Here is a 26,261-nt window from a genome sequence, read left to right on the forward strand (position 1 = left end):
TTGGTTGCCCTTTGCGAAGCGCATAACGGACAGACCATGATCACCTCAAAACCTTTGGACAGACGACGGCGTCCACTACCCTAGAGGGAAGTCGCGGCAAAGGGAAACGTGATTTCGCGTGATGGCGGCTGGCTATAGCGGCGCACATACCTGGGCCAGCCAGTCGCGCACAGTGTCCGGGACGCGGGGACCGACGAGTTCAAGCACCCGGGCGTGATACCCGTCCATGTAGGCGCGCTCCGCAGGCGTCAGCAGCGCAACATCGATGAGGCGGCGGTCGATCGGCGCCCAGGTCAGGTTTTCGAACCGGTACATAGGTCGCTCACCGCCCGCCGGCACCTTGGCCCTGGTGACGAATTGCAGGTTTTCGATGCGGATGCCGAAGTCGTTTTCCTTGTAATAGCCGGGCTCATTGGACACGATCATGCCGGCCTGCAAAGCGTACTTATTGAGCGCCTTGGAGATACGCTGCGGCCCTTCGTGCACCCCAAGATAGACGCCGACGCCGTGGCCCGTGCCATGGTCGTAATCGAAGCCTTCGGCCCACAGGAACTGGCGCGCCAGGACATCGAGATGGGTTCCGGTGGTCCCGGCGGGAAATTTCACCGTGGCCAGCGCGATATGCCCCTTGAGCACAAGGGTGAACATGCGCCGGTGTTCGGCGGACGGTTCGCCAATGGCCATGGTACGGGTCACATCGGTGGTCCCGTCCATATATTGCGCGCCGGAATCGACGAGCAGCAGATTGCCCGGCGCGGTCCTGAGGTCGCTCTGCACGGTCACCTTATAATGGGGCAGGGCGCCGTGTGGCCCAAAGCCGGAAATGGTGTCGAAGCTGAGATCCTTGACGTCCCCAGCCGTTCGGCGAATCTCTTCCAGCTTTTGCGCCACCTCGATTTCCGTCGGCAGGGTCTCCTGGGCTTCGGTCGCCACCCAATGCAGGAAGGTGGACAGCAGCGCGCCGTCGCGAATGTGCGCGGCCTGGGTGCCGGCGATCTCGACGTCGTTCTTGCAGGCGCGCGGCAGCAGGCAGGGATCGTCAGCGGCGATCGGTGTCGCGCCGGCGGCCTTGATGGCTTCCAGCCAGTAGGCCGACGACAGGTTGGCGTCGATCAGCACGGCCTGGCCAGCAAAGGCCGTCAGGCGTTCGGTCACATCCTGCGGCCCGGCGACGCTGACTTCGTTACCCAGCCATTCCAGCAGGCCGTCGCTGATCTTGGCAGGCTCTATGAACAGCTCGGCGGTGCCGTCGGCCTTGAGTATGGCCTGGCCGAGCGGCAGCGGCGAGCGGATGACATCGCCGCCCCGGATATTGAACAGCCAGGCCAGCGACGACGGCGCGGTGATCAGGGCGGCGGCGGCGTTGCTGCTTTTCAAGCCGTTGGCCAGATGCCGGCGCTTATCCGCCGAAGCGACGCCGGAAAATTCAAGGGGCTGCGGCACGATCAAGGCCATGGGCTGGGCGGGACGCTCAGGCCCCCAGGCCAGGTCGATCGGGTTGGGCGACACGGACTTCAGGATGACGCCCGCGCCAACGGCAGCGCTTTCCAGCGTGGCCAGGCTTGACGGGCTGATCAGGGCGGCATCGTAACCGATGACGGTCCCCTTGGCGGCGCCGGCCACGGTATCGGCCAGGGACGTGGCGTGGAAGTCCTGGACCTCGAAGACCGAGCGGTCGGTCTGCTCGCGCGATTGCAAGGTGTAGCGGCCGTCGGCGAACAGAATGGCGCGGTCGAGAAAGATGATCGCCGCCCCGGCCGAGCCGGTGAAGCCGGATACCCACGCCAGGCGCTCATTGGCGTCAGGCAGGTATTCGTTCTGATGCTCGTCCTCGTGCGGCACGATAAAGCCGTCCAGGCCGAGCTTACGCATTTCCGCCCGCAACGCCGCGACATGTGTCACGCCCTGCGATGGCTGGGTGGTGACATCGAAATGCTGGAAGTGCGCGGTATCGGCGGTCATGGTCGAACTCGGAAATAGGGAATGTTTCGGACGCTACTATAGGCGCAGGACATGGGGTTTCAATGGCCATCCGAGACAGCCACTGAAATCCAAAGGTCGGAGGGCCTTTGGCAAGGCCGACTGGCCGCCGCGCACGTTTGCGCGTAAGCCATGCGGCGTCTGAGCTCTATAAATGCAAAAAATCCTTAGACTTTTTGCATAACGAGGGTGCACCAGGCATCGCGGTGGATGCGGCGAACGGTGCGGAAGCCCTTGCTGAGATAGGCCGCCTTGACGAAGCGCTCTTGGGTGCGCAGCAGGCCGGACAGGATGACCAGGCCCTGGGGCTTCAGAGCGCCGCGAATGGCCATGGACAAACCGACGAGCGGGCGGGCCAGGATGTTGGCGAACACGAGGTCATAGGGCGCGTCTTGGCGCACCAGACGATGGTCCAGCCCGTTGGCGTAGACGAAGCGGGCATTGGCCTTGTTCAGGGTCGCGTTTTCGTTCGAAATACGGACGCTGACCGGATCGATGTCCGTGCCGACCGCGATGCGGGTGCCGGTCTTGGCGGCGGCGATGGCCAGCACGCCCGTGCCGGCGCCGACATCGAGAACGCGGTTGAAGCGCTTGGATTTCAGCAGGTCGCTATAGGCGATCAGGCAGCCGACCGTGGTGCCGTGATGGCCGGTGCCGAAGGCCGCGCCGGCTTCGATGCGCAGGTTCACGGTATTGTCGGGCGCCTTGCCGCGATCGTGGATGCCATAGACGAAGAAGCGCCCGGCGCGCACGGGCGGCAGGCCGGACAGGGCCATGGCCAGCCAGTCGGCGTCGGCCAGTTGATCAACCGTGACGGTGAGCTCCGGATAGCCGTTCAGGACCTCTTGCAGGCGCAGGTCTTCTTCCTCGGTTGTGGGGAAGGCATCGATGCGCCAGACGTCGTGGTCTTCGTCTTCTTCGAGGATGGAATAGGTCGTTCCTTCCAGCACGTCATCCGCGTCAATGGCCTCTGCGGCGGTTTCGGAAATCTTGCGCGGGCCACGGGCGATAATCTGTTGCGGATTGTAGGTCATGATCTCTATACTGGATAAGGGATACGTAATTGATATTGGCTACCGATTCGGGTAGTTTCATATTTTTCAGGGCAAATCCGCGGTCATTCCACGATATTTGGCGCGCTGATAATGGGCACTTAAGGACAGACGATGGCGAGAGCTACCACAAAATCAAATTCAGGCGATAAAAAAACCGCAGCTTCGGAAATTCCGGCGGATGCGGGCGTGAAGAAGACTTTGTCACGTAAGGCTCCGGCGGCCGCGCCCGAGAAGGCTGCGACCGCAGTCAAGGCAGCCCCGGCCAAGGCAGCCGCCGCAACGAAAACAGCCGCCAAATCGACCGCTGCCGCCGCTAAGGCTGCGCCGAAGAAGGCCACCACGGCGTCCAAGGCGCTTGTGAACGATGTCAAGCCGGCTGTGCTGGAAGCCACCACCAAGGTCAAAAAGGCGCCCGCCAAGGCCGCCGCTGCTGTCAAGACTGCCGCGAAGCCGGCGGCCACAGCGGCAAAATCCACGGCGAAAACAGTCGGCAAGCTGCCCGCCAAGGCCGTGACCGCCGCCAAGGTTTCGGCCAAGCCGGCCGCCAGGAAGACAGCGGACAAGGTCGCCGAGGCGCTCGACACCGCCAAAGAAAAGATTGAGGAGGCCAAGGACCTGGCCGCCGACAAGATCGCCGATCTGAAGGCCGCCGCCGAACCGGCGCTCAAGGAGGCCGGCATCAAGGCTGAGGCCGCCATCGACGCCGCTAAGGACAAGATCGACGACGCCGTTAAGGCCGCCCAGCCCGTGATGGAAGATGTCGGCAAAAAGGTCGATGATTTTTCGAGCAGCATCGTTGACAGGGCGCACGAAGTCACCGGCAAGGCCGCCGAAGCGACCAAAAAGAAGCCCGGTTTCTGGGCTCGCCTGTTCGGCGCCAAGTAAGACCTTTAAGTTCATACAGTATAAGGAAACCCCGTTGGTACGCGCCGACGGGGTTTCTTTTTGTTCGCGCGGGGCTATAAGCGGCCCATGGCCCTGCTCGACAGACTTTATGCACGCTTCGAACGGATTATAGATCCGTTCGGGACCAATGGCGACATCGTACCGCCCGATCGCCTGCTGCCGTTCTACTGGAATTTCCTGCGCCAGGTCTGGCCGCTGTTTGTCGCTCTGCTGGTGGCGGGGTTTCTGTTCACCATCACCGAAGTCGCTGTATTTCGTTATCTGTCGGAAATCATCGACTACCTGACCCATACGCGCCCGGCTGACCTGTGGCACGCACACGGTTCCGATTTCATCCGCATGGCGCTGGTGCTTGGCATTGCCTGGCCTTTGCTTGGTTTCATCCATTCCCTGCTGCTGCGTCAGGCGGTAACGAGCAACTTCCCCAACCTCATCCGCTGGCAATCGCACCGCCACGTCGTTCGCCAGTCGATAGCCTATTTCACCAACGATTTCGCCGGGCGGGTCGCGTCGAAAGTGGTCGATACGGCATCGGCCCTGCGCAATACCCTGACCACCCTGTGCGACACACTTTTGTACGTCGTCATCTATTTCGGTAGCGCCATCGTCCTATTCTTCCAGGCCGATTACCGCCTTATCCTGCCCCTTCTGGTGTGGAGCGCGGCCTATGTCGCCATCTGCCTATGGTTCGTGCCGCGGCTGGCCAAGGCGGCGGACGAGGGCGCGGAGGCGCGGTCGGCCCTGGTTGGTCGTATCGTCGACACCTATACCAATATCCAGACCGTCAAGCTGTTCGCCAGCACCCAACACGAAGACAAATATGTCCGTGAGGGGCTGGCAACCAACAGCCGCAAATGGCAGGTCCAGGAACGCCTGGTCACCGGACTTGATACCACGACCAGCTTCCTCAACTCTGCCCTGCTGCTCAGCATGGGGGCTTTGGCCATCTGGTTGTGGACGCGGGGCGACATTACGGTCGGCGCCATTGCCCTGGTCGGGGCCCTGACCCAACGGCTACTCAATATGTCGAGCTGGGTGATGTTCCAGGTGACCAGCCTGTTCGAAAACATTGGCTCGGTGCAGAACGGCATGGAAACCATCGCCCGGCCGCATACGGTCGTCGATAGCGACGATGCGCCCGCCTTGACCGTCCGTGCGGGGGAAATCCGCTTCGACCATGTCAGCTTCGACTACGGCATCACGAAGAGCGACAGCGACACCCATAAACCGGCCATCCAGAATTTCGACCTGACCATCCGTCCGGGTGAAAAGATCGGTCTGGTTGGCCCCTCCGGCGCCGGAAAATCGACCCTCGTCAATCTGTTCCTGCGCCTGTACGATCTGACGTCCGGACGTATTCTGATCGACGGTCAGGATATCGCCGCCGTCAACCAGGAATCCTTGCGTGCCCACATCGCCATGGTGACGCAGGATACGTCTCTGCTGCACCGGTCGATCCGCGATAATATCGCCTATGGCTCATCTTGGGCCACGGAGGCGGACATCGCCCAAGCGGCCGAACGCGCCCATGCGGCGGGCTTCATTCCCGGCCTGACCGACAGCCAGGGGCGGACCGGCTATGACGCCCACGTCGGCGAACGCGGCGTCAAGCTGTCGGGCGGTCAACGCCAACGCATTGCCATCGCCCGCGTGCTGCTCAAGAACGCGCCCATCCTGGTTCTGGATGAGGCGACCTCGGCGCTCGATTCCGAAGTCGAGGCTGCCATTCAGGATAGCCTGCTCGATCTCATGCGCGGCAAGACGGTGATCGCCATCGCGCACCGGCTATCGACCATCGCCCGCATGGACCGGCTGGTGGTGGTTGAGGGCGGGCGGATTATCGAGGTCGGCAGCCATGAGGATCTGATCGCCCGGGGCGGGCTCTACGCCCGGCTGTGGGCCCGCCAGACGGGCGGATTCCTGGCTGAGACGGTGGCGTGACGCTGCGTCACGGGCAAAAATACGCTCTGGGCGGATAAAGTCATTGCGCTTTCAGGCCTGTGGACATAACGAAGACGCGCAAGTTTTATGGTGAGGAGGGCGTTATGGGCCTGTTGGACTGGCTGTCGGGATCGAAAAAGAAACGTCGCATCACGGCCACCGATTTCACCGTCCAGACAGAACCGCCCGTAACGACCGAGCTGACCCCGCCGCGGTCCGGCCCTTCCGATCCCATTCTTCCCCCGGAGACCCCAAAGATGACCACCAAGACCACACGCACCGAAACCGATACCTTTGGCCCGATCGAGGTCGATAACTCGAAATACTGGGGCGCCCAGGCGCAGCGCTCGCTCGGCAATTTCAAGATCGGCTGGGAAAAGCAGCCCCTGCCCATCGTGCGGGCTTTGGGCATTGTCAAGCGCGCCGCCGCCGAAACCAATATGGCGCTGGGCAAGCTCGACCCCACCATCGGCAACGCCATCATACAGGCCGCCAACGAAGTGATTGAAGGCAAGCTCGACGATCATTTCCCGTTGGTCGTGTGGCAAACCGGCTCAGGCACGCAATCGAACATGAACGCCAACGAGGTCATTTCCAACCGCGCCATCGAAATTCTGGGCGGCGAAAAGGGCACGAAAAAGCCGGTTCACCCGAACGATCACGTCAACATGTCGCAATCGTCGAACGACACCTATCCGACGGCCATGCATGTCGCCTGCGCCGAAGAAATCGTTCACCGCCTGCTGCCCGCCCTGCAAACCCTGCGCAATGCCCTCAACGACAAGGCCGAAGCGTGGAAGGCCATCATCAAGATCGGCCGCACCCATACCCAGGACGCCACGCCGCTGACCCTGGGCCAGGAGTTTTCGGGCTATACCCAGCAATTGACCAACGGCATCGAGCGTATTCAGCAGACCCTGCCTAAGCTGATGCAACTGGCTCAGGGCGGCACCGCCGTCGGCACCGGCCTCAATGCCCCGATCGGTTTTGCCGAAGGCGTGGCGGAAAAGATCGCCGCGATCACCGGCATGGGCTTCACCACGGCGCCGAACAAGTTCGAAGCCCTGGCCGCCCACGATGCCATGGTATTCAGCCACGGCGCCATCAACACGGTGGCCGCATCGTTGTTCAAGATCGCCAACGACATCCGCTTCCTCGGTTCAGGTCCGCGCTCCGGCCTGGGTGAACTGGCCCTGCCGGAAAACGAGCCGGGCTCGTCCATCATGCCGGGCAAGGTCAATCCGACCCAGTGCGAAGCCATGACGCAGGTCTGCGTGCAAGTCTTCGGCAACCACGCCGCCTTGACCTTCGCCGGCAGCCAGGGCCATTTCGAATTGAACGTCTTCAATCCGGTCATGGCCTATAACTTCCTGCAAAGCGTGCGCCTGATGGCGGACGCGGCTGTGTCCTTCACCGACAACTGCGTGACGGGCATCGAGCCGCGCCTCGACAATATCAAGCGTGGCCTGGAAAATTCGCTGATGCTGGTCACCGCGCTCAATGGCCGCCTCGGCTACGACGCCTGCGCCAAGATCGCCAAGACCGCTCACAAGAACGGCACGACCCTGCGTGAGGAAGCCGTCGGTGGCGGCTATCTGACCAATGAGGAGTTCGACCAGTTCGTACGTCCGGAAAACATGGTCCATCCGGGCTAGAGCCTCATGCCGAAAAGTGGCCCCCACTTTTCGGAAAAACATGAGGCGTTACACAAAATGAGAGCCATTAGGCGACGCAACTGAGCCGACAAATGCTTTAATTGGCACGCCGGCAACAAGACAAAGAAATAGGCGCGGGAGCCAAGCTCTCCGCGCCTTATTTTTTACGCGTGTACGAGACAGGTGTCAGAGCGTGACGAGGGCCACGACCATGAAGAGCGTGAAGGCGGCAAGCGCGGTGGCGGTTTGAATCTGGAGGGTCATTGTGTGAAGCCTTTTTAAGAGGTGCGGATTACATGCCGACGGTGACGAGAGAGACCAGCATGAAAATGGTCAGGCCGAATAGGGCGGCAACGGTGGCGATCGGAGCGATGGATTGAGTCATTTCAGATGTCCTTTTCTTGGGTTGATGCGGTATTAAATTACATGCCGACAGTGGCCAGGGCGATGACCATGAACAGGGTGATGGCGGCCAGGGCGGAAGCGGAATAAAGCGAAGCAGTCATTGTTTAATCTCCATTGGGTTGGTGTCGATGGAGACGATATGCGCCTTCGCCGTGCATAGTTCAAATTAATACGATGTCATGAATCAGATGTAATAATTGAATAGATTCAACGTGTTATTCTTACGGTTTTGTAATGTTGACGGTTTTTTGTGCGCTGCAACTAAAGTGTGGCGTGTGCCTTAAAATCTTTGGAAAATTTCCGAAAATCGCGGTCTGTTTTCGGATGAAATGCGCGCGACAGGGTGTCGCAGGCCGTCGGAAGCGGCCCGCTTACGGCGGTAAATCTCGAATATGACGAGCGTTTATTTTTCGGTGGGGGCGGCCAAGGCGGCGGGCACCAGTTGTGGATTGGTGATTTCGACCAGCTTGGCGGCCGCCCGTGTCATTTCCATCGGCAGGGCCAGCACAATGGTGCTGTTGTGCTCCGTGCCGATTTCGCTCAGGGTTTGCAGGCGCCGCAGCTCCAGGGCCGCCGGAACGCTTTCAATCATGCGCGCCGCTTCCACAAGGGTGGCGGAAGCGGCAGCTTCGCCTTGCGCCTTGATAAGGCGGGCCTTGGCTTCTCGGGTGGCTTCGGCCTCGCGGGCGAGGGCGCGTTGCATCTGCTCGGGAATATCCAGGTCGCGCATTTCCACGGCGTCGATGTGTACGCCCCATTTCGCGGCGGACCGTTCCAGCAGGTCCATCAGCTTGGCATTGACCATGTCGCGATGCTTGAGCAGCTCATCGAGCCCGTGCTGGCCTATGGTGTCGCGCAATGCCGTCTCTGAGGCCTGCAGGACCGCCAGATAGGGGTCGGTGACGGCATTGAGCGCCTTGGCCGGATCGATCACCTTGTACCACACCACGGCATTGACCCGTACGGCCACGCCGTCGCGGCTAAGCGTTTCCTGTGTTTCCAGCTTGACGGTAAGGATGCGCACATCGACGCGCTTGACGTATTCGATACCGGCCATGATCCAATATAGGCCGGGGCCGCGTGTCGAGGCATAGCGACCGAGAAAATAGACGACGCCGCGCTCCCATTCCTGATTGATGCGCAATCCGGAAAATATAAAGGCGCCGATCCCGAACAGTAGGGGTATGGCCAGTGCGCCGAGGCTGAAAACAAAGGCCTGCACCGCGTGCACTATCGGCGTGATCTGGTCCATGAAAAAGCCCCCTCGCTATTCCCTAAAAAAGGTTAACGCAGAGAGGGCCTGTTTGTAAAGGTGCGCAGATGCCGGTTCAGTGGCCGATATGCATTTCGCCCGAGCCTACCACCTTGGTGACGACCGCCCCGGTGGCCTTCATGATGCTGACGTCGCCGGACCCATTTGTATCGACATTAACGGTGTGGGTGACGCCACCGTAGTAGACATCGCCCGAGCCGGAGCCCTTGAGCATGAAGGCGGGCGTCTGGCCTTCTGAAATGGACACGTCGCCCGACCCGGACAGGTCCAGCGTGACCGGTCCCATGACCCGGCCGACATTGATGTCGCTGGAGCCATTATTGACGACGGTCAGGGGGCCCATGACCGCGCCGAGGGACAGGTCGCCCGAGCCGTTGAGCTGTACCTTAAGCCCGGCGGTACGCGTCAGGGTCACGTCCCCTGAGCCCTGGTTTTGCAGGACGGTTTCGGCGGCCTGATTGACGGCGAAATTGCCGGAGCCGGTCAGCACCGCCTTCAGATTGCGGACGGTGCCAATATTGATGTCACCTGCACCCATATTGTCGACGATGCTGTCGCCGGCGCTGGTGACATTGATCGTCCCCGACCCGCTATTGATGATGTTAAGCTGGCCACTGACCGCATCGATGGCCCATTCGCCGCCGCCATTCATGATGAGATCGAGGTTTTTTGCCGCTCCGACGCGGCCGAACGTATAGGCCGAATCCTTGACGATGGCGTTGGCCGGGACGCGCACGAAGACCAGAGGCAGGTCGGAAACATTGACCATGCCGATACCGCTGATATTGACCCGTCCGCCATTCACCGACACCTGGTCGTCATCATGGATATTGATGCGGAAATTGAAACCGGATGCCCGATCGGGATTACTCAGGTGACCATTGAGGACGGTGACATTGCCGCGTTGCGACACCATCAGGGTCGGCACCTTGACCTTGCCGTAACGAACCCGGATATCGACATCGCTGCGGTCTTCGGGCGTGACGACGACACGGGCGACCATGTCGCGAAATTCGACCTGAGGACCATCGGACAGATACCGCAACTGGGCGAGGGCGGGGGACGCCGCGACGAACGCGGCGGCGCTTATAGTGCTCAGTATAGGCAGAATGACAGAATAACGCATACTAAACCTCCAAAATCGACGGCCGGAACGTTCCTGCGTCAGGCTTTGAGTCACGTCGCGTTTTGGGGAGAATGCGCCAGACTAAGCCCGGTGCGTCACCGGAAGCCGAATTCTCGATCTGTATAGATCGAACTTGACGTTAAAGTGAAGCAAGGCGGCGGCGAAATCAAATTAAAAGGGGTTCATAATGTAACAGCGGTTTCGCCGGTTACAGCATAAGGGATTCCCTCGCCTTCACGCGTTGGGAATGCGGCGATAAATAGTGCTGCGGTGGATGCCGAGATGACGGGCGGCGGCGCTGACATTGCCGCTATGCGCGGCCAGGGCCTGACGGATCGTCGACAGTTCGATGTCTTCCAGGCTCTGTTGTGGGCCGACCGGCAGGGCCTGACCTGTCTCTTCGCCATCGACCTGGGCAAAGAAGTCACGGCCATCCAGGGCCTTGAGGCGGCCCGAAGCCAGGTGTCCAGGATGGATATCGAACACCTCTTCGACGTGGAGCTCATCCAGCCGGTCCCAGGTCCGCCCGATCAAGGACAGCCCCCGGCGATTGGCGGCGACGATAATGCCGTTCCTGACCACCAATATGCCTTCGCGGGCGACGCCGAGCAGATTGGGGTCGGTTTGGAAGCGCAAGGTCTGGCAGCCGTCGAAACCGCCGCGAAACAGCCGGTGTTCAATCTGTTCCACCGCCATGCGGACAAGGCCGATGGTGTGACCGTTTTCACGGCTGGCCGGCGCGGAAATATCCAGAACACCTATAATGGCGCCGCGCGGATCGATGATCGGCGTGGCGGCGCAAGTCAGGACCTGGTGGCTCTGGAAATAGTGTTCGGCGCCGTTGACCACGACGGCGCGGCGTTCAGCCAGGGCAGTGCCAATGGCGTTGGTGCCCGTGCCGTCTTCGCTCCACAGGGCGCCCGGTCGCAGGGCGACCTGTGCGGCCTTGTCGGCAAAGGTGGGGTCACCGACGGCATCGAGAATTTCTCCCTTGGCATTGGTCAGGATGACTATGCCCGAAATTTCGCGCGCTTCGGTGTAGAGGGCATCCAGTTCCGGACGCGATATGCGCCGCAGGGCTTCGTGTTTTTCATGCAGAAGGCGGATTTCAGAGGCCGTCGGTGCGCTGACCGGCGGCACGGTTTGCGCATCCAGGCCCATATCCGCGCAGCGTATCCAAGAACGCAGTATGGAATGGCCGATCTGATCGACCGGCAAACCCTTGTGTGCAAAAAAAACGTCGCGAGCTTTTTGTATTTGCGATGGATCGGTCATCGGCAAGGCATTTCCTCAACTTTCGCATATTGGACGGCATGTTGCGCTGCGTGCGCAACAACAAACGACATTTTCACGATAGTTTTGATAAAAAATGCATTCCAAGTGTCGCAATCTGCGACAGCGGCGACAGGGGCGTCGTAAGTCGCGACAAACACTGTTTTTACTGACAGATTCGGCATCAAAACCGGTGCGGTTTTCCTCAGCAAGGCTTGTCGGTCCGATATGGCGGGCGCACGTTCACGCCAAGCAAAAAACCTTGCAGGAGGACACCATGACTAAATTCGAACGAAACATCGATGCTGCCACGCCGTTCAAGACACGATACGGCAATTTCATAGGCGGCCAGTGGATCGAACCGGTCCACGGCAAGTATATGGACAATACCTCACCCGTAAATGGCCGCAAGCTGTGCGAAGTGCCGCGCTCTACCGCCGAAGACGTCGAACTGGCGCTTGATGCCGCGCACGCCGCCAAGACCAAGTGGGGCCGGACGTCGGTTACCGAACGCTCCAACATCCTGCTGGCCATCGCCCAGCGTATTCAGGACAATCTGGCCGTCATCGCCGAGGCGGAAACCTGGGACAATGGCAAACCGCTGCGTGAAACCACCAATGCCGATATTCCCCTGGCCGTCGACCATTTCCGTTATTTCGCCGGCTGCATTCGCGCCCAGGAAGGCTCCATCGGCGAGCTGGATCACGACACGGTCGCCTATCATTTCCATGAACCGCTGGGCGTTGTCGGCCAGATTATTCCGTGGAACTTTCCGATCCTGATGGCCGCCTGGAAGCTGGCGCCCGCCTTGGCCGCCGGCAACTGTATCGTCCTGAAACCCGCTGAACAGACGCCGGCCTCCATATTGGTCGTTGCCGAACTGATCCAGGATCTCCTGCCGCCGGGTGTCCTCAATATCGTCTCGGGCACGGGTATCGAAGCCGGCAAACCGCTGGCGCAAAGCCCGCGTATCGCCAAGATCGCCTTCACCGGATCGACCGCTGTCGGCAAGGCGATTATGGGATATGCCTCGAACAATGTGACCAACATCACTCTGGAGCTGGGCGGCAAGTCGCCGAACGTCTTCTTTGCCGACGTTATGGCCGAAGACGATGCCTTCCTCGACAAGGCCCTGGAAGGGTTCGCCTTCTTCGCCCTCAATCAGGGTGAGGTCTGTACCTGTCCGTCGCGGGCCCTGGTTCAGGAATCGATCTATGACCGGTTCATGGAGCGCGCCATCAAGCGCGTCGAGGCCATCACTCAGGGCGATCCGCTCGACAGCAGCACAATGATCGGGGCCCAGGCGTCGCAGGAACAGCTCGATAAGATCCTGAAATATCTCGAAATCGGCAAGAACGAAGGCGCGAAGGTTCTGACCGGCGGTGACCGTAATATTTTGTCAGGCGATCTGAAGGACGGCTTTTACATCAAGCCGACCATCTTCGAAGGCCATAACAAGATGCGCGTGTTCCAGGAGGAAATCTTTGGACCGGTCGTGTCGGTGACCCGTTTCAAGACCGTGGAAGAGGCCATCGAAATCGCCAATGACACGGTGTACGGGCTGGGCGCCGGTGTCTGGTCGCGTGACATGAACGTCGCCTACCGCGCCGGTCGCGGCATCGAAGCGGGCCGTGTCTGGACCAACTGCTACCATCAATATCCGGCCCACGCGGCATTTGGCGGTTACAAGCAGTCCGGCATCGGCCGTGAGAACCACAAGATGATGTTGGACCACTATCAGCAGACCAAGAACCTGCTGGTGTCCTACGCGCCAGCAAAGGTTGGTTTCTTCTAAAGCGCTTTCCGAAAAGTGTGACGCACTTTTCGGAAAGCGCGTAAAAGCAAGAAATGAGAGCGCCGATCTGATGCCGTCAGATCGGCGCTCTAAACCGCCAATAAAGCGGACAGAACAAAAAACGCCCGCCTCCGAAAGGGGGCGGGCGAAGTTCGTCCAGGGGAGACGGTAAAGCTTACGGATTGAGGGTCTTCACCTTTTCCTGATGCGCCTTCAGCGTCGGCAGGGTGTCGGTGGCGAAGGTTTGCAAGGCGGTGTCCTTGCCGTTCTTGGAATAGTCTTCGAACAGGCTGACGGCATCGTCATGCGCGCTCTTTTGCAGATCGGCATATTTTTTATCGAAGTCGCTACCGGTAAGTTTGGCCAGATCGTCGTACTTCTTTTGATGATCGTCATCCAGGGCAGCAGGGGCAGTTACGCCCGAACCAACGACAGCGGTTTCGAACTTTTTACCGGCGGCCGTATGATCCTTGACCATCATCTTGGCAAAGGTCAGGACCTCAGCATTCTTGGATGTCTTGACGGCCAGTTCGCTGGTCTTGACTTCGAACAAATTGGCGACGGCGGCCTTCTTTACGAAGTCTTCCGTCTTGTTGGCTTCCATGTCGGCACCGATGCTGCTGACGGCGGATGACGCGTCGGATACGACGTTCGCGGTTGCATCTTCAACCTTGTCCGTGGTGGTTTTGGAGCAGGCGGCGATACCGCCGAGACCGGCGACCATGACCAAACCAGAGAAGATGGCGGCGGTGCGGTGTTGTTTGTAAGTCGGCATATGGAGGTTTCCTCAGAGATCTGTTGATGCCAGTACGCTAAGCCGCGATGCATAAGTTTGCCCCGTGTGTCGGTGTCTCTCCCGCAAAAAAACGATAAAGACACTGTCGCGGCCTTTCCCTTTGCCGCAGACCCGCCTATATTGGTGAGGTCGGGTTTCGGCCTGACTATGGGGATAAACGCCCACGTAATAAGCGAACTGGACCCGGGTGCGATTCCCGGCGGCTCCACCATTCCCTTCGCAAGAGGGCTTTTTATGGGGCCGATCAGCATCGACAGGCGTGTAAAGGTGAAGCTTTCCCTCAGTGTGAGCCTCTGTGATCGGCTCATTTTATAACTGCGAACGATAACTTCGCTTCGGATCAAGCTCTTGCTGCGTAATGCGGCGGAGTTAATCCACCTAAACTCCTAGGAATTAAGCCTCCTAGGCGGGGCCCGGAAGCCGCCTTGCAACAGAAGGCTTCCACTTCTTTTCTCATTTCTGATATGTGCCGGCAGTTGCTCCCAGAAGCGCAGCGCGCCGTGAGCGGATTACTGTTTACAGCGCCCGACCGGGCGTCGGCGGTTATCTGCCGCCCTCGCGGAGGCGCTACGCGCCGTGAGCGGATTAATGCAGATTCTTGCCGTCTCACGGCAATTTGCTGTTTCGTTTCACGGCGACCATGCTAAGTCTGCGCGAACGCACACCAGATTCACCGTAAAGGTTCGCCTGCCGATGTCCGAAGATCAAATGATCATCGACCAAATGGATTACGCCACCCTGACCCAGAACGCCCTGCGTGGCGTTATCCGCCAGGGGCTGACACGCGCGGCCTCACCGGAAGGGCTTCCGGGTGAACACCATTTTTATATAACTTTTCTGACGCGGGCGCCTGGCGTATCGATCCCGGCCGATTTGCTGGCGCGCTATCCTTACGAAATCACCATCGTGTTGCAGCATCAGTTTCGCGACCTGCGTGTCACGGATGACTTCTTTCGCGTCACCTTGACGTTTGGCGGGGCGCCCAAAATCCTCACTGTGCCCTATGCCGCGATTACGCGCTTCCACGATCCGCACGCCCAGTTCATGCTTGAATTTGAAGTCGACGATCCCGCCGCCCTGACTCAGGATCTGGATGAAGACGGCGAAGATGACGGCGATACAGTGACCGAACTGACCCCTGCGCCGCGTTCGGAAACCGCCCCCAAACCTAACGAAGACGGTGGCGACGGTGACGATGCGCCGAAGATCGTATCACTCGATCAATTCCGCAAAAAATAATCTGTAGAAAATAGGGCTGGTCGCTCACAATATCGATACGACCGGTGCGAGAATCGACTAGGTTCGCGGAGGCAATAAAACCCTTTCGGAATTGGTGGATGGATTTCAGTCGGCTCAGGTTCGCCCCTCGCATCAAGGCCCGTTTCGCGGGCTTGGGTGGCTGTGCGTTACTGCTGGCAGTCTTCGGTCTGGCGGCACCGGCTGTTCCGCAGGCAACCGATCCCGTCGCCGCGCCGATTCAGGCTGTTTCCGCAAATGCCCAGCCTTCGGATCCCAAGCCCTCCGATCTGAAGCCGTATGTGCCGACGGCAAGTTCTGCCGCAAGTCCCGTCACTGTCGCCAAAAAGCCGCGGCCCCATCCCAAACCTGCGACAGAAAGCGTTGTCCGCCCCCCCGTTGTCGCGCCCGGCGATCCGATTATTTACCAGATGCCGTCAAAGCCCGCCACGCCGATGGTGTCTCCGTCGTCCCCGCGCCCGCCGGTTATTGCGGCGCCTGGCGTAGGTGTGCCCAGAACCCTGCCGGCTTCGTCGTCTATTGTGCATGGCGTTGCGCCGGCGACCAGCACCCCCATCAGTCCTGAGGATATCGAAACCTTCACCGACTCAGTGGTGCGTACCCTGATGCAGCGCGATCATGTCTTGGGCGTCAGCGTCGCCGTCGTTCAGGGCAATACGCCCCTGCTGCTCAAGGGCTATGGCTATGACCGCCTGTCCCCCTTGCGCCGGGTTGACCCCAATACATCGATTTTCCGCATCGGATCCATTTCCAAGGCGTTCACCTGGATTGTGGCGCGTCAGGAAATTGAGGCCGGACGTATAAAGCTGGATGCGCCGATTGCCGGCTATCTGCCGACCGATGTCTTCACCGAGGACCGCCGGTACAAGCCGCTGACTTTGCGAAGCCTGATGGACCACACCTCGGGCTATGAAGATACCAGCCTGGGCCACCTGTTCCAGCTGAACGGCGCGCACCTGGCAGGGCCTGACAGCTATTTTCGGGTGCACAAGCCCAAGCGCGTGCGTGAACCGGACGAATTCGCCTCCTATTCCAACTTCGGCGCCGGTCTGGCGGCGCGCGCCCTGCAACAGACCGCCAAGGCGCGCGACGTTCCCACCCTTATGGAATCACGCATCTTCCAGCCATTGGCCATGAAGCACACGTCCTTGCGTGAACCCTACACGATCGGCGTCGGCAATCTCGAAAACCTGCCTGATCCGCTGTCGCCGGAGCTGACGCGCGACCTGTCCGATGGCTTCATATGGGACGGCGCCACCTACGAAGCGCAACCCTTCGATCATGCTATTCCTCTGGCGGGCGCCTTGGGCGCGTCCTCCACAGCCCAAGATATGGCGCAGGTTATGGCCGTGATGCTGGGCAACGGCCAGATCGACGGCATTCAATTGTTCAACGCCGATTCCGCCACCGCCTTCCGCACGCCGATGCTGAAAATGCCGGAAGGCTATAATGGCTGGCCCTCCGGTTTGATGATGCGGGAGACACCGTCCGGATATAAGGCCTATGGTCATTCCGGGGCGACCCTGTGGTTCAATTCGAACATGGTCCTTATTCCCGAACTGAACCTCGGCATCTTCATCAGCACCAATACCCAGACCGGCGGTGCCCTGGCGGCCAGCTTCCCGAATCTGCTGCTTGACCACCTGACCGGCGATCTGGTCCGGCCGCCGCTGATGCCGACCGCCAATAATGCCTATGCCCAGCATAAGGCCTATTATCAAGCGATCGAAGGCCAATATGTGTCGACACGCCGCGCCTATGGCGGCCTGGAAGGCGCGATTACCCGCCTGATCAATACAGTGACTGTCAGTGTCGATGCGGATGGCCGGTTGATCCTTACAACCCAGAACGGCCTGTCAGCGTTCGTCCCGGCTTCGGCGGCGGGCTTCTTTACCCAGCAGGATGCCGAAGACCCGGGGCCGGCGCAGCAGACCGGCGGCCTGCACTTCCTGTTCAATGCCGATGGCACTCAGGTGAATGCCTTTGAGACTGCCACCAATGTCGCGCGCTATGAACGCATTGGCTGGTGGCATAGTCCGATGACGCTGAATGTCATGACCCTGCTCATGATTGCCACCTGTATCTTTGTCTGGCTGTCGCTGGCCAAGGGACCGGCGCGGCACGAACACCCGACCGAATGGCAGAGCCGCGCCACCCTGATTTCGATCTGTCTGTCGGTGTTGTGGCTGGCCGCCATTTTCGTCTTCCATAGCTGGCGGGCGCAATTGGCGGAAGACCCCGGCAGCCTCTTCACGCGTTGGCCTAGCGGCCAGGTGCGACTGGCCTCTGGCCTGGCCCTCATCGCGTCACTGGGGACGATTTACCAGGTCGCCACCTATTACTTCGTCTATAGCACCCGTGGCCGCGATGGCTGGCCGATGTGGCAGAAACTGGCTCACGCTGTGTTGTTGGCCTATTGGCTGCTCTATGTGCTGCTTCTGACTGTATGGGGCGCATTGGAGTGGTGGAGCTGGTAAGGCTTCGGATCGAAATCTGATTTTTTCCCCGGCATCCTTCTGGGATGGACGGATCGCCCCCAGATAAAGCCAAACCGAAGCAAACGCCGACCGAGCGCCGGGCCAGGCAGCGCGCGGCCAATACGGGCCGGGCGGAAAAGATGCATATTGCGCGCATAGCCGACACGGCGGCATTGCCCTCAGCCGAACCGCCGCGCCTGAATATCGGCTGTTCCGGCTGGTTCTACTGGGACTGGAAAGGCGGCTTCTACCCGACCCAGATGCCGACGAACCAGTGGTTCGCGCACTACGCCGATCATTTCGACACGGTGGAAATTAATGCGTCCTTCTATAGCTGGCCGACAGTTGCGGCTGTCCGGAAGTGGGCGGAGCCGGTGCGCGACCGCGATTTTCGCTTTACGGTCAAAGTCAGCGAACTGATCACGCACGTCAGGCGGTTCGACGACGTGCGTGAGTTGATCCTGGATTTCGGTTACATCGCCGACCTACTGGGACCGCATATGGGCTGTTTCCTGTTCCAGCTTCCGGCCAGTTTCACCTACAGCCCGCAACGTCTCGACGCCATCGTCCGTCGATGCCCGGCGACGTAATGTCGTGGAATTTCGCCATGCCTCATGGTGGAACGACACGGTCCGTGCCACCTTTCGCGACGCCGGGATTATCTTTTGCACCGTATCCGCACCCAACCTGCCCGACGAGCTGATGGTCACGGGCGATGAGGTTTACCTGCGTTTCCACGGGGCGGAAAACTGGTACAGGGACGACTATGGCGACGCTGTCCTCGCCGATTGGGCGGATCGGATCGGCCAGTCCGGGGCAAAGCGTGTCTGGGCCTATTTCAACAACACCATGCGCGGCCACGCCATCCATAATGCCCAGGATTTGCGTCAGCGCTTAAGCGCGTAGACTCGGATATGAATCTGCTCGCGGTCGCCCGGATGCCGTTCGACTAAAAGGCGGGCGACCTGGCTGTCGTCATGGAACACAAAGCCCTTGATGGCGTCCAGCAATGCCTTGGCCAGGTTATCGAGATCCATCCACGGCGGATCGCCGATATGTTCCATGCGAATTTCCACGGCATAGTCACCCCAGGCGGCCCGGCTGCCGCGCCATTCCTTGCGGAAAAACTCATAGACCAAGGGTTTGTAATATTTGGCCTGGGTGGTCAGGCCATCGATCATGATTTCGATGCCATCGGCGGTTTCGCGCGCCCGGACCTTGCCCGCCAGGGTCCATTCGCCCAGTCCGTCCGTCACGGGATCACACGGGCCGGAACGGTGATGTCACAGATCGAAAAGTCCGCGCCTTTTTCCGCCCGGACGCGGGTCACCTGCGCTGCGAAGGCGGCGCTTTGCGTGTCCATGATTTCAAGCTTGGGCGCCGCAGTCATATCGGCCAGAACCTGCACCCGGCGCATGGCGTCCGGGTGTGCGGGCGGCTCGCCTGCGTTCAGCGCCTGCAGAACTTCTCCGCCGGCGACGACCTGACCGAATAGGGTGTATTCATGGTCCAGCCGCTGGGTTGGGGCCAGCATGAAATAGATTTCCGAATTGGCGGAATCGACCGGCGTGTCATCCCGGCCCATGCCCATCGTGCCTGTGCAATGGCTGGCCCAGGCGTGAACGGCATGGTCTTGATTGACGGCCATGCGGCCTTCGTCGACCGAAACATAGGGCAGGGCGCCCATGAAGCCTTCGTTGAGCCCGGCCGGACGCGCCACGACGGTATGCGCCATGCCGGCGTTCAGCCGGAAGCGGAATTCCGGTGCGAGGTTCGCCAATTCCGTCTTGCCGCCATCGTGGTTGTTGGGATTGCCGGTCTGGGCGACGAAGCCCGGAATGACGCGATGAAACAGCAGGCCGTCATAGCTGCCGCGACGGGCCAGAAGCTTGACCCGCTCGACGGCGTGTGGCGCCATTTCGGCATGCAGCTCGACAAAGACGCGGCCTTTATCGGTATCGATCACTAGAACATTCTGCGGGTCGGCGACGCGCCAGTCGGACGCGGCTGCGGGCGCCGCACCGATAATGGTGGCCGTTGCTGCCAAGGCGGCCGAAACGGCGGCAGGCAAAAGGAACCACCGGTGGAGGCTGTGTTGCATCGGACTGTGTCCTATACCGTCACGTCCAGCCGCACCAGCCCGCGCACGCCGGGGACGGCGCGCCATTCGGACGATGTGCCGTCCGCGCGGCGCAGGTTCGGGAATCGTTCGAACAGTTTGAGGAGCGCAATTTGCCCTTCCTGGCGCGCCAGAGGGGCGCCGACGCAAATATGCGCCCCCGCGCCGAACGCCATGTGCGGGTTGGGGCGTCGGTTTATGTCAAACGCATGGGGCGCGTCGAAACGGTCCGGGTCACGATTGGTGGCGATCAGGCTGACCACCAGGGCATCGCCGGCATGGTACGGGCAGCGCGACACTTTCCCGTCCTCTTTGGGAAAGCGCGCAGTGAACGAAATCGGCGGTTCATAACGCAGGATTTCCTCGACGGCTGGCTGGATGAGGGCGGGCGTAGCGAGGATGGCATCGCGCGCGTCAGGGTGATCGAGCAGCAAGGAGACGCCGTTGGCGATCAGGTCGGACGTGGTCAGATGACCCGCCACCAATACGGCAAACAGGTTATGCAGGATTTCATTGTCATCGATGGGGGCGCCGGCAGCCTGGGCGGCCAGCAGGTCGCTGACCAGGTCGTCTTGCGGGTCTGCGCGGCGCGCCGCCATCAGGGTCTGAAAGTGGCCGAGAATGCCACGCCGGCCGTCCAGCGCCATTTCTTCCTGCTCTGCCGATTTTGTCGGGTCGAAGGCGACTTGCCCCGCTTCCGTCCAGCGTTTCAGGTCTTCGAGGCTGTCGTCCGGGCAGCCCATGAGAGCGCCCAGGACACGCAGGGGAATCTGGGCGGCATAATCGGCCACCACGTCAAAGCTGTCGCGACCTGATAAGGCGTCGAGGCGGGCGTCGATGATCTGCGACACCCGGGCCTGCATGGCGGCGGCGCGTTTGAGGAAGGCTTCGGCGATGATGTTGCGGACACGGGTATGATCTTCGCCGTCCAGGATGACAATCGAGTCATGTCGGCCAAATTCGGCCTCTACGGCGGCATTCAGCCGTCGCACATTGGCGATGACCGGATTGTTCGGCGCGGCATTATTGAAATTACGCGACAGGCCCGGGTCGCGAAGGGTTTCACGTCCGTCGGCGTAGGATGTAATGAGCATGGCAGGCAACATGCCATCATGTTCGACCGGACGGTCTGCCCGCTGAGGGTCAAGCAAGGCGTGCGGATTGTCGCGGAAATTCGGGTTTAGTTCGGAATATTCAAAGAGCAGAAAACGTGGTGGGCTAGGGCTCGACGCGTCAGGCATGCAGACTTCTCCAGAGCGGCGCGCCTCGTGTGCGCCGCTGTTCGCAGGTGCAAACCTTAGGCCCGATCCACAAAGCTGTCGATAACCTTCTTATCGCCGGAGGTCTCGAAATTGACGACAAGCTTGTTGCCTTCAATTTCGACGATTTCGCCATAGCCGAATTTCATATGGAAGACACGTTCCCCAAGCTTGAAATTCTTGGCGGACGGCTTGGGCGGTGGGGACGGGCGATGCGGCGTTGACTTCGGCGCCAGACGCGACATGTCTATGCCGCTCAGATTGCCGCCGAAATCGCTGGATGCCGCCTTTTTGGTATAGTTGGGTTCATAACCCGCGCGGTCCCACCGGCTCTGCTGCGATTGCCAGCCCTGACCGGCATAGCCGGTCTGCGATGTCGCCTCGACATTTTCGATCGGCAACTCATCGACGAAACGTGACGGAATCTGGTTGGTCCAGCGGCCATAGACCTGACGATTGGCGACGAAGGAAATCTTGGCTTCCTGACGTGCGCGGGTAATGCCGACATAGGCCAGACGGCGTTCTTCTTCCAGGGCGCGCAGCCCATTTTCATCCATTGATCGTTGCGACGGGAAGATACCTTCTTCCCAGCCCGGCAGATAGACCACTGGAAATTCCAGCCCCTTGGCGGCGTGCAGCGTCATCAGACGGACGCTGTCGCCGCCATTGTCACGTTCCAGGTCCATGACGAGCGAGACGTGTTCCAGAAAGGCTTCGAGATTATCGAAGGCCTGCATGGAATCGCCGAGTTCCTTCAGGTTGTCCAAGCGCGTCGCGCCGGAGGTTTTGTCGGCGCGTTGCATGTCGTAATAGCCGGTGTCGGTCAGGACCGTATCGAGCAGGACATCGGCCTGGGTGTCTTTGCTCAGGTCCAGCCAGCGCTGGAAGTCGCGCAGGAAGCCGATCAGCGGCGTCTTGGTGCGGGATGGCAGTTCGTCCGTCTGCACCAGGTCGCGCACGGCGGTCATGACACTCACCCCGGCCAGACGGGCCTGCTGCAACAGTTTCTGCACGGTCGCATCGCCTATGCCGCGCTTCGGGACATTGATGATGCGTTCAAAGGCCAGATCGTCATCAGGCGATTGGATCAAGCGCAGATAGGCGATGGCGTCACGAATTTCGGCCCGTTCGAAGAAGCGCGGCCCGCCTACCACGACATACGGTATCTGCAACATGACGAAACGTTCTTCGAACGCCCGCATCTGGAAGGAGGCCCGCACCAATATGGCCATGTCCGACCATTTGCGCGGCGATGTATCGCGCGTGCCCTTGTGCAGCCGTTCCATGTCCTCGGCCACGAACTGCGCCTCGGCGGCGCCGTCCCATAGCCCCTGGACCTGGACCTTGTCGCCGCCGACCTGATCGGTGAACAGAGTCTTGCCAAGGCGGGCCGTATTGGCCTTGATCAGGCCGGCGGCGGCGCCCAGAATATGCTGGGTGGAGCGGTAGTTGCGTTCCAGCCGGATAATCTTTGCGCCGGGATAGTCCCGCTCGAATTTGAGGATATTGTCGACTTCGGCGCCGCGCCAGCCATAGATCGATTGGTCGTCGTCGCCGACGCAGCACAGGTTGCGATCGGCATTGGTCAGGATGCGCAGCCACAGATATTGCGCGATGTTGGTGTCCTGATATTCGTCGACCAGCACATATTTGAAGCGTTTATGATAGTGCTCCAGAATGTCGGCGTGCTTGGTCAGGATCTCCAGATTGTGCAGCAGCAGATCGCCGAAATCGCAGGCATTGAGGATGCGCAGGCGGTCTTGGTACATCTGGTACAGTTTGATGCCCTTATTGCCGCCGAATTCGGCGCCATCGCCCCCCTTGACCTTGTCCGGCGTGAGCCCTTTGTTTTTCCACTGGTCGATCTGCCACGCGAAGGATTTCGGCGTGTACCGCTTTTGGTCGATATTCTCCTGCTCGAAAATGGCTTTCAGCAGGCGTACCTGATCGTCATCGTCAAGAATGGTGAAGCTGGACTTCAGTCCGACGAGTTCGGCATGCCGTCGCAGAATCTGGGCGGCAATGGAATGGAAGGTGCCGAGATGGCTGAGGCCCTCGGCCGACGCCCCGACCAGCTTTTGCGTCCGCTCGCGCATTTCACGCGCGGCCTTGTTGGTAAAGGTGACGCACAGGATTTCCCAGGGCCGCGCCAGCCCTTGCGCCAGGATATGGGCGATGCGGGTAGTGAGCACGCGGGTTTTACCCGTACCTGCCCCGGCAAGCACGAGGACGGGGCCTTGCGTAGTACGCACGGCGGCTTCCTGCTCGGCATTCAAGCCGGCAAAAAAATCGGATTTAACGGCAGCCATCTGGCTGATTGACGGGGAGCTGGATTCCATACGCCTCAGTTAATCCCTGTTCGCCCGCCCGCCAAGAGGCAAATGCCGGCGAAAGCGCAAATCAGCACAAAAAGTGAACAGCGCCTCGTATCGTCGCAATTCGGTTATTACCCGGCTAGATCGGCATCTGGCCGGGCATAACAATCTGACGCCGTGGAATAACATTGTTATTCTGTGGGCTTTAAAAAATCCCGCTGCAACTTTCACGCGCCAGTTTAGCGCATGACAAAGGCGTGCGGGATCCGGTCAGGCTTTCTTACGTTTGGCGCCAGGACTTTTGCTTTGTGTATAAGCTAGTGCCGACAGGCGGCAGAAGGACGCCAACAGGCTTTCGCCGCGGTTGGAATCAAGTTCTGCAATCAAGGCGGCGAGGCTGATTCGACGATCTTTGGACATGGTTTCAAGAACCGCCCAAAATTCGGGTTCTAATGCGACTGATGTGGCGTGACCTGCCAGGTTGACGGAACGTTTTTTTAGACCAGGCATTACTTTTCTCCCATTTCATGAAGCCTTGCCCTTATGCAACCCGGTACAGACGAGGGTCCGTCGCGCGCGATCGGGAGAAGATTATTCATGGTGACCTCTGGTATTATTTAACCTTGTGTTGTTATTGAAAGATAATCTGTGGTCTTTTATTGTAAGTCGTCAACCGTTTTTATTGTCGGGCCCAGATTTCAGACGGTGGGCGTCGACTTTTTCGGCGTCCCTCTTTTGCTTTGTCTTTTCGATTTTTCTAACATGGGTTGAAATGCCGTACAGGATGCGGTTTTCCGCCGCCTGCGCGGATTTCTCGCTTTTTGCCTTGGCTTTCCGGGCTTTATTGAGATTGATTAGCTCAGCCATCCGTGTCTTATCCTCTATTTCGCCTTTTAGTGCGTCGTCATAGTATACGGTAACCTCTTCCGTTCGCTTCATAACATCCATGATCGTTCGCTTGCGCTTTCAAGTAAATGGTTCGTCACATTCGGGCTGTGGACTGGCCAAATTGGGTTGATTTCAAGCAAAAATAAAGCTGTTTTAAGCATGGTGAAGACGGTTTTAAGTATACTCTTTCGCTTCGGATGAGTCCACAGGTCAGGCGGTTCCCCCCGTGTATCAGCCTACCGCATGTCAATCTCGTCCCATATAACCGAAATTTAACATGATCGCGGTGCCGAAACGACTATAGTGATAACGGATGAAAGGACTCCGCATGACACTTGTGCTCAATATTCTTTGGTTCATTTTGGGTGGTTTTGTCACTGGCTGCCTGTGGCTGCTGGGCGGTGCCGTCCTGGCCTGTACCATTGTCGGCCTGCCTTGGGCGTTCTCGGCGTGGCGCATTGCCGGCTTTGTGTTCTGGCCGTTCGGTAAGCAGATCGTTGATCGCGAAGGCTATACGGGCGAAGCGGATATCGGCACCGGATGTCTCGGAGTTGTGCTGAATGTCATCTGGTTCGTATTTGCCGGCTGGTACATCGCCTTGGCGCACGTCCTGGCCGCCATAGCCGAAGCGGTGACGATCGTAGGTATTCCCTTTGCATTCAAAGACATCCAACTGGCGCAACTCGCCTTGGCGCCCGTGGGCAAGATGGTCGTCGATAAACCGTAGCAGATGTCGGTAGACAGCGTGGTATTTCGCTCTGACTCAATCGAATCGGCGCTCTATTTCCTTTGTTTTAAGGGCTTTTGTCCGAAAAGTGCGTCAACCTTTGTGGAAAAGCTTTAATCGAGCAATATTTCCCGCAACTTCATCTCTTCGCGTTGTTCAGCCTCGCGTTGCGCGGCGGCCAGACGTTCTGCCTCAATGGCGCGCGTCTTCAGCACGGCTAGGGCACGCCACACGGACGCCACCTCATCTTCCGAATCAGGCACTACGAAAGCGTGCTCATACTCGCCTTTCGATGTTTTGATTATGGCCGATGCCAGGTCGCGCAGGGGTGTTGTAATGAAGTGCGATACCATCCACACCGACAGGCCCATTATTATAGCTATGGCGAACAGAGCCGTGATCAGGAATTCACCGGAGCGGCGTTTGCTGTAGGCCTCTGCGGTTCCCTTGACCGTAGTCAACTCCTGTCGCGTGGATTGCTCAAGGCTTTCGACCTGAGCTTGAAAGGCGATGCGGTGGGAACGGTTGCCGATGCTGAGCTTTTGCGCTGCGGCCAAGTCACCGGCGGCGGCCAATTGAGCCACGCGGCGGCGCAGAGCCACAAATGTGTCTGCCTGAGCCGCCAGAGCTTTGAGCCGCGGTTGCTCGGCGGGCAGGGCGACGGCTTGCCAGTCCGTGAGCAAAATTTGCATCTCGTCGAGACTGCGGTTCAGACCGGCCACAAAGCCGGCGTTTTGGTCGGGGTCTTCGGCATTGTACAGGCCGCGCGTTTCCATGACCACATTGCTTATAAGGTGATTGAAGCGCTCGCCTCGCCAGGCCGCATCATAGGCATGATCATAGGTTTTTATCATGCGGTTATAGTCGGCTATGGTCATCAGACCCAGACCCGTGAGACCGATTGCCATGAGAGCAAAACAGCCCACCAGAATCAAAATACGTGCGCGGATCGACATTGCGACCTCCCCAGTTGGAAGACAGCATAAAGCGAAAGGTTAAGAAATCCGTGAAAGAA

20 protein-coding genes, 1 other RNA gene and 1 pseudogene are annotated in these 26,261 nt (G+C 59.5%); 9 read left to right on the plus strand and 13 right to left on the minus strand.

All coding sequences use genetic code 11. From position 1 onward, the window contains the following. Window positions 1-132: 132 nt before the first annotated feature. Together AEAC466_RS35130 and AEAC466_RS35135 are read right to left on the minus strand one after the other, a co-directional pair. A complete protein-coding gene (locus AEAC466_RS35130) occupies window positions 133-1,962 on the minus strand; it encodes an aminopeptidase P family protein (RefSeq protein ID WP_023458549.1) in 1,830 nt (609 codons plus the stop codon). A 185-nt stretch (window positions 1,963-2,147) separates the two neighbouring features. After that, window positions 2,148-3,014 (minus strand): 50S ribosomal protein L11 methyltransferase, encoded by an 867-nt coding sequence (locus tag AEAC466_RS35135; RefSeq protein WP_023458550.1) that lies wholly within the window; start codon window positions 3,012-3,014, stop codon window positions 2,148-2,150. 207 nt (window positions 3,015-3,221) lie between these two features. On the opposite strand from AEAC466_RS35135, the gene AEAC466_RS43775 reads away from it, so the two are divergent. From AEAC466_RS43775 to fumC, 3 genes are all read left to right on the plus strand, one after another. Continuing rightward, window positions 3,222-3,920, plus strand: coding sequence for a histone (locus tag AEAC466_RS43775; protein WP_155913664.1), 699 nt, complete (start codon window positions 3,222-3,224; stop codon window positions 3,918-3,920). Between the two features lie 87 nt (window positions 3,921-4,007). After that, window positions 4,008-5,882: an ABC transporter ATP-binding protein gene (locus AEAC466_RS35145; protein WP_031238912.1), complete on the plus strand. Its 1,875-nt coding sequence runs from the start codon at window positions 4,008-4,010 to the stop codon at window positions 5,880-5,882. 257 nt (window positions 5,883-6,139) lie between these two features. Continuing rightward, a complete protein-coding gene (gene fumC / locus AEAC466_RS35150) occupies window positions 6,140-7,537 on the plus strand; it encodes a class II fumarate hydratase (protein ID WP_031238914.1) in 1,398 nt (465 codons plus the stop codon). Window positions 7,538-8,345: 808 nt separating this feature from the next. Here the strand turns inward: fumC and AEAC466_RS35155 are convergent. From AEAC466_RS35155 to AEAC466_RS35165, 3 genes are all read right to left on the minus strand, one after another. Next, the gene (locus tag AEAC466_RS35155; RefSeq protein WP_023458555.1) at window positions 8,346-9,194 is read right to left on the minus strand and encodes a slipin family protein; all 849 of its coding nucleotides are present in this window, start codon (window positions 9,192-9,194) and stop codon (window positions 8,346-8,348) included. A gap of 76 nt (window positions 9,195-9,270) precedes the next feature. After that, window positions 9,271-10,341 (minus strand): GIN domain-containing protein, encoded by a 1,071-nt coding sequence (locus AEAC466_RS35160; protein WP_023458556.1) that lies wholly within the window; start codon window positions 10,339-10,341, stop codon window positions 9,271-9,273. Between the two features lie 234 nt (window positions 10,342-10,575). After that, window positions 10,576-11,616 (minus strand): sigma-54-dependent Fis family transcriptional regulator, encoded by a 1,041-nt coding sequence (locus tag AEAC466_RS35165; RefSeq protein ID WP_023458557.1) that lies wholly within the window; start codon window positions 11,614-11,616, stop codon window positions 10,576-10,578. A 274-nt stretch (window positions 11,617-11,890) separates the two neighbouring features. Here AEAC466_RS35165 and exaC point away from each other — a divergent pair, with 274 nt between their 5' ends. Next, window positions 11,891-13,408, plus strand: coding sequence for an acetaldehyde dehydrogenase ExaC (exaC, locus tag AEAC466_RS35175; RefSeq protein ID WP_023458559.1), 1,518 nt, complete (start codon window positions 11,891-11,893; stop codon window positions 13,406-13,408). A gap of 175 nt (window positions 13,409-13,583) precedes the next feature. Here the strand turns inward: exaC and AEAC466_RS0122470 are convergent, their stop codons facing one another. Next, entirely contained in the window at window positions 13,584-14,183 is a 600-nt protein-coding gene (locus AEAC466_RS0122470; protein ID WP_023458560.1) for a DUF4142 domain-containing protein, read from the minus strand. Between the two features lie 110 nt (window positions 14,184-14,293). Here AEAC466_RS0122470 and ssrA point away from each other — a divergent pair. The 4 genes and pseudogenes from ssrA (at window position 14,294) to AEAC466_RS45215 (ending at window position 18,844) form a co-directional block, all read left to right on the plus strand. Continuing rightward, window positions 14,294-14,650: a transfer-messenger RNA gene (gene ssrA / locus AEAC466_RS44155) on the plus strand. 247 nt (window positions 14,651-14,897) lie between these two features. Beyond that, window positions 14,898-15,443, plus strand: a complete 546-nt coding sequence (locus AEAC466_RS35180; RefSeq protein WP_031238920.1) for an SspB family protein — start codon at window positions 14,898-14,900, stop codon at window positions 15,441-15,443. Between the two features lie 98 nt (window positions 15,444-15,541). Further along, window positions 15,542-17,938, plus strand: a complete 2,397-nt coding sequence (locus AEAC466_RS35185; protein WP_023458563.1) for a serine hydrolase domain-containing protein — start codon at window positions 15,542-15,544, stop codon at window positions 17,936-17,938. A 260-nt stretch (window positions 17,939-18,198) separates the two neighbouring features. Next, window positions 18,199-18,844, plus strand: a pseudogene (locus AEAC466_RS45215) (DUF72 domain-containing protein). Here the strand turns inward: AEAC466_RS45215 and AEAC466_RS35195 are convergent. The 6 genes from AEAC466_RS35195 to AEAC466_RS0122480 form a co-directional block, all read right to left on the minus strand. Then, a complete protein-coding gene (locus AEAC466_RS35195) occupies window positions 18,826-19,119 on the minus strand; it encodes a RusA family crossover junction endodeoxyribonuclease (RefSeq protein ID WP_235074297.1) in 294 nt (97 codons plus the stop codon). The pseudogene AEAC466_RS45215 and the gene AEAC466_RS35195 overlap by 19 nt on opposite strands. A 71-nt stretch (window positions 19,120-19,190) precedes the next feature. Next, a complete protein-coding gene (locus AEAC466_RS35200; RefSeq protein ID WP_023458567.1) occupies window positions 19,191-20,039 on the minus strand; it encodes a peptidylprolyl isomerase in 849 nt (282 codons plus the stop codon). Between the two features lie 11 nt (window positions 20,040-20,050). Then, on the minus strand, window positions 20,051-21,298 hold the full coding sequence (locus AEAC466_RS35205) for a cytochrome P450 (protein WP_023458568.1): 1,248 nt from the start codon (window positions 21,296-21,298) through the stop codon (window positions 20,051-20,053). A gap of 56 nt (window positions 21,299-21,354) precedes the next feature. Continuing rightward, window positions 21,355-23,655 carry an ATP-dependent helicase gene (locus tag AEAC466_RS35210; protein ID WP_235074287.1) on the minus strand — a complete coding sequence of 767 codons (2,301 nt, stop codon included), beginning with the start codon at window positions 23,653-23,655 and terminating at the stop codon, window positions 21,355-21,357. A 246-nt stretch (window positions 23,656-23,901) separates the two neighbouring features. After that, entirely contained in the window at window positions 23,902-24,141 is a 240-nt protein-coding gene (locus AEAC466_RS35215) for a ribbon-helix-helix domain-containing protein (protein ID WP_023458570.1), read from the minus strand. A 159-nt stretch (window positions 24,142-24,300) separates the two neighbouring features. Then, window positions 24,301-24,579 carry a DUF4169 family protein gene (locus AEAC466_RS0122480; RefSeq protein WP_023458571.1) on the minus strand — a complete coding sequence of 93 codons (279 nt, stop codon included), beginning with the start codon at window positions 24,577-24,579 and terminating at the stop codon, window positions 24,301-24,303. Window positions 24,580-24,847: 268 nt separating this feature from the next. Between AEAC466_RS0122480 and AEAC466_RS35220 the strand changes: the two genes are divergently transcribed. Beyond that, a complete protein-coding gene (locus AEAC466_RS35220) occupies window positions 24,848-25,246 on the plus strand; it encodes a YccF domain-containing protein (RefSeq protein ID WP_023458572.1) in 399 nt (132 codons plus the stop codon). Window positions 25,247-25,359: 113 nt separating this feature from the next. Here AEAC466_RS35220 and AEAC466_RS35225 read toward each other — a convergent pair whose 3' ends face one another. Further along, entirely contained in the window at window positions 25,360-26,202 is an 843-nt protein-coding gene (locus AEAC466_RS35225; RefSeq protein ID WP_023458573.1) for an MCP four helix bundle domain-containing protein, read from the minus strand. Window positions 26,203-26,261 lie beyond the last annotated feature (59 nt).

The sequence above is a fragment of the Asticcacaulis sp. AC466 genome (genome assembly GCF_000495815.1).
GTDB lineage: Bacteria > Pseudomonadota > Alphaproteobacteria > Caulobacterales > Caulobacteraceae > Asticcacaulis.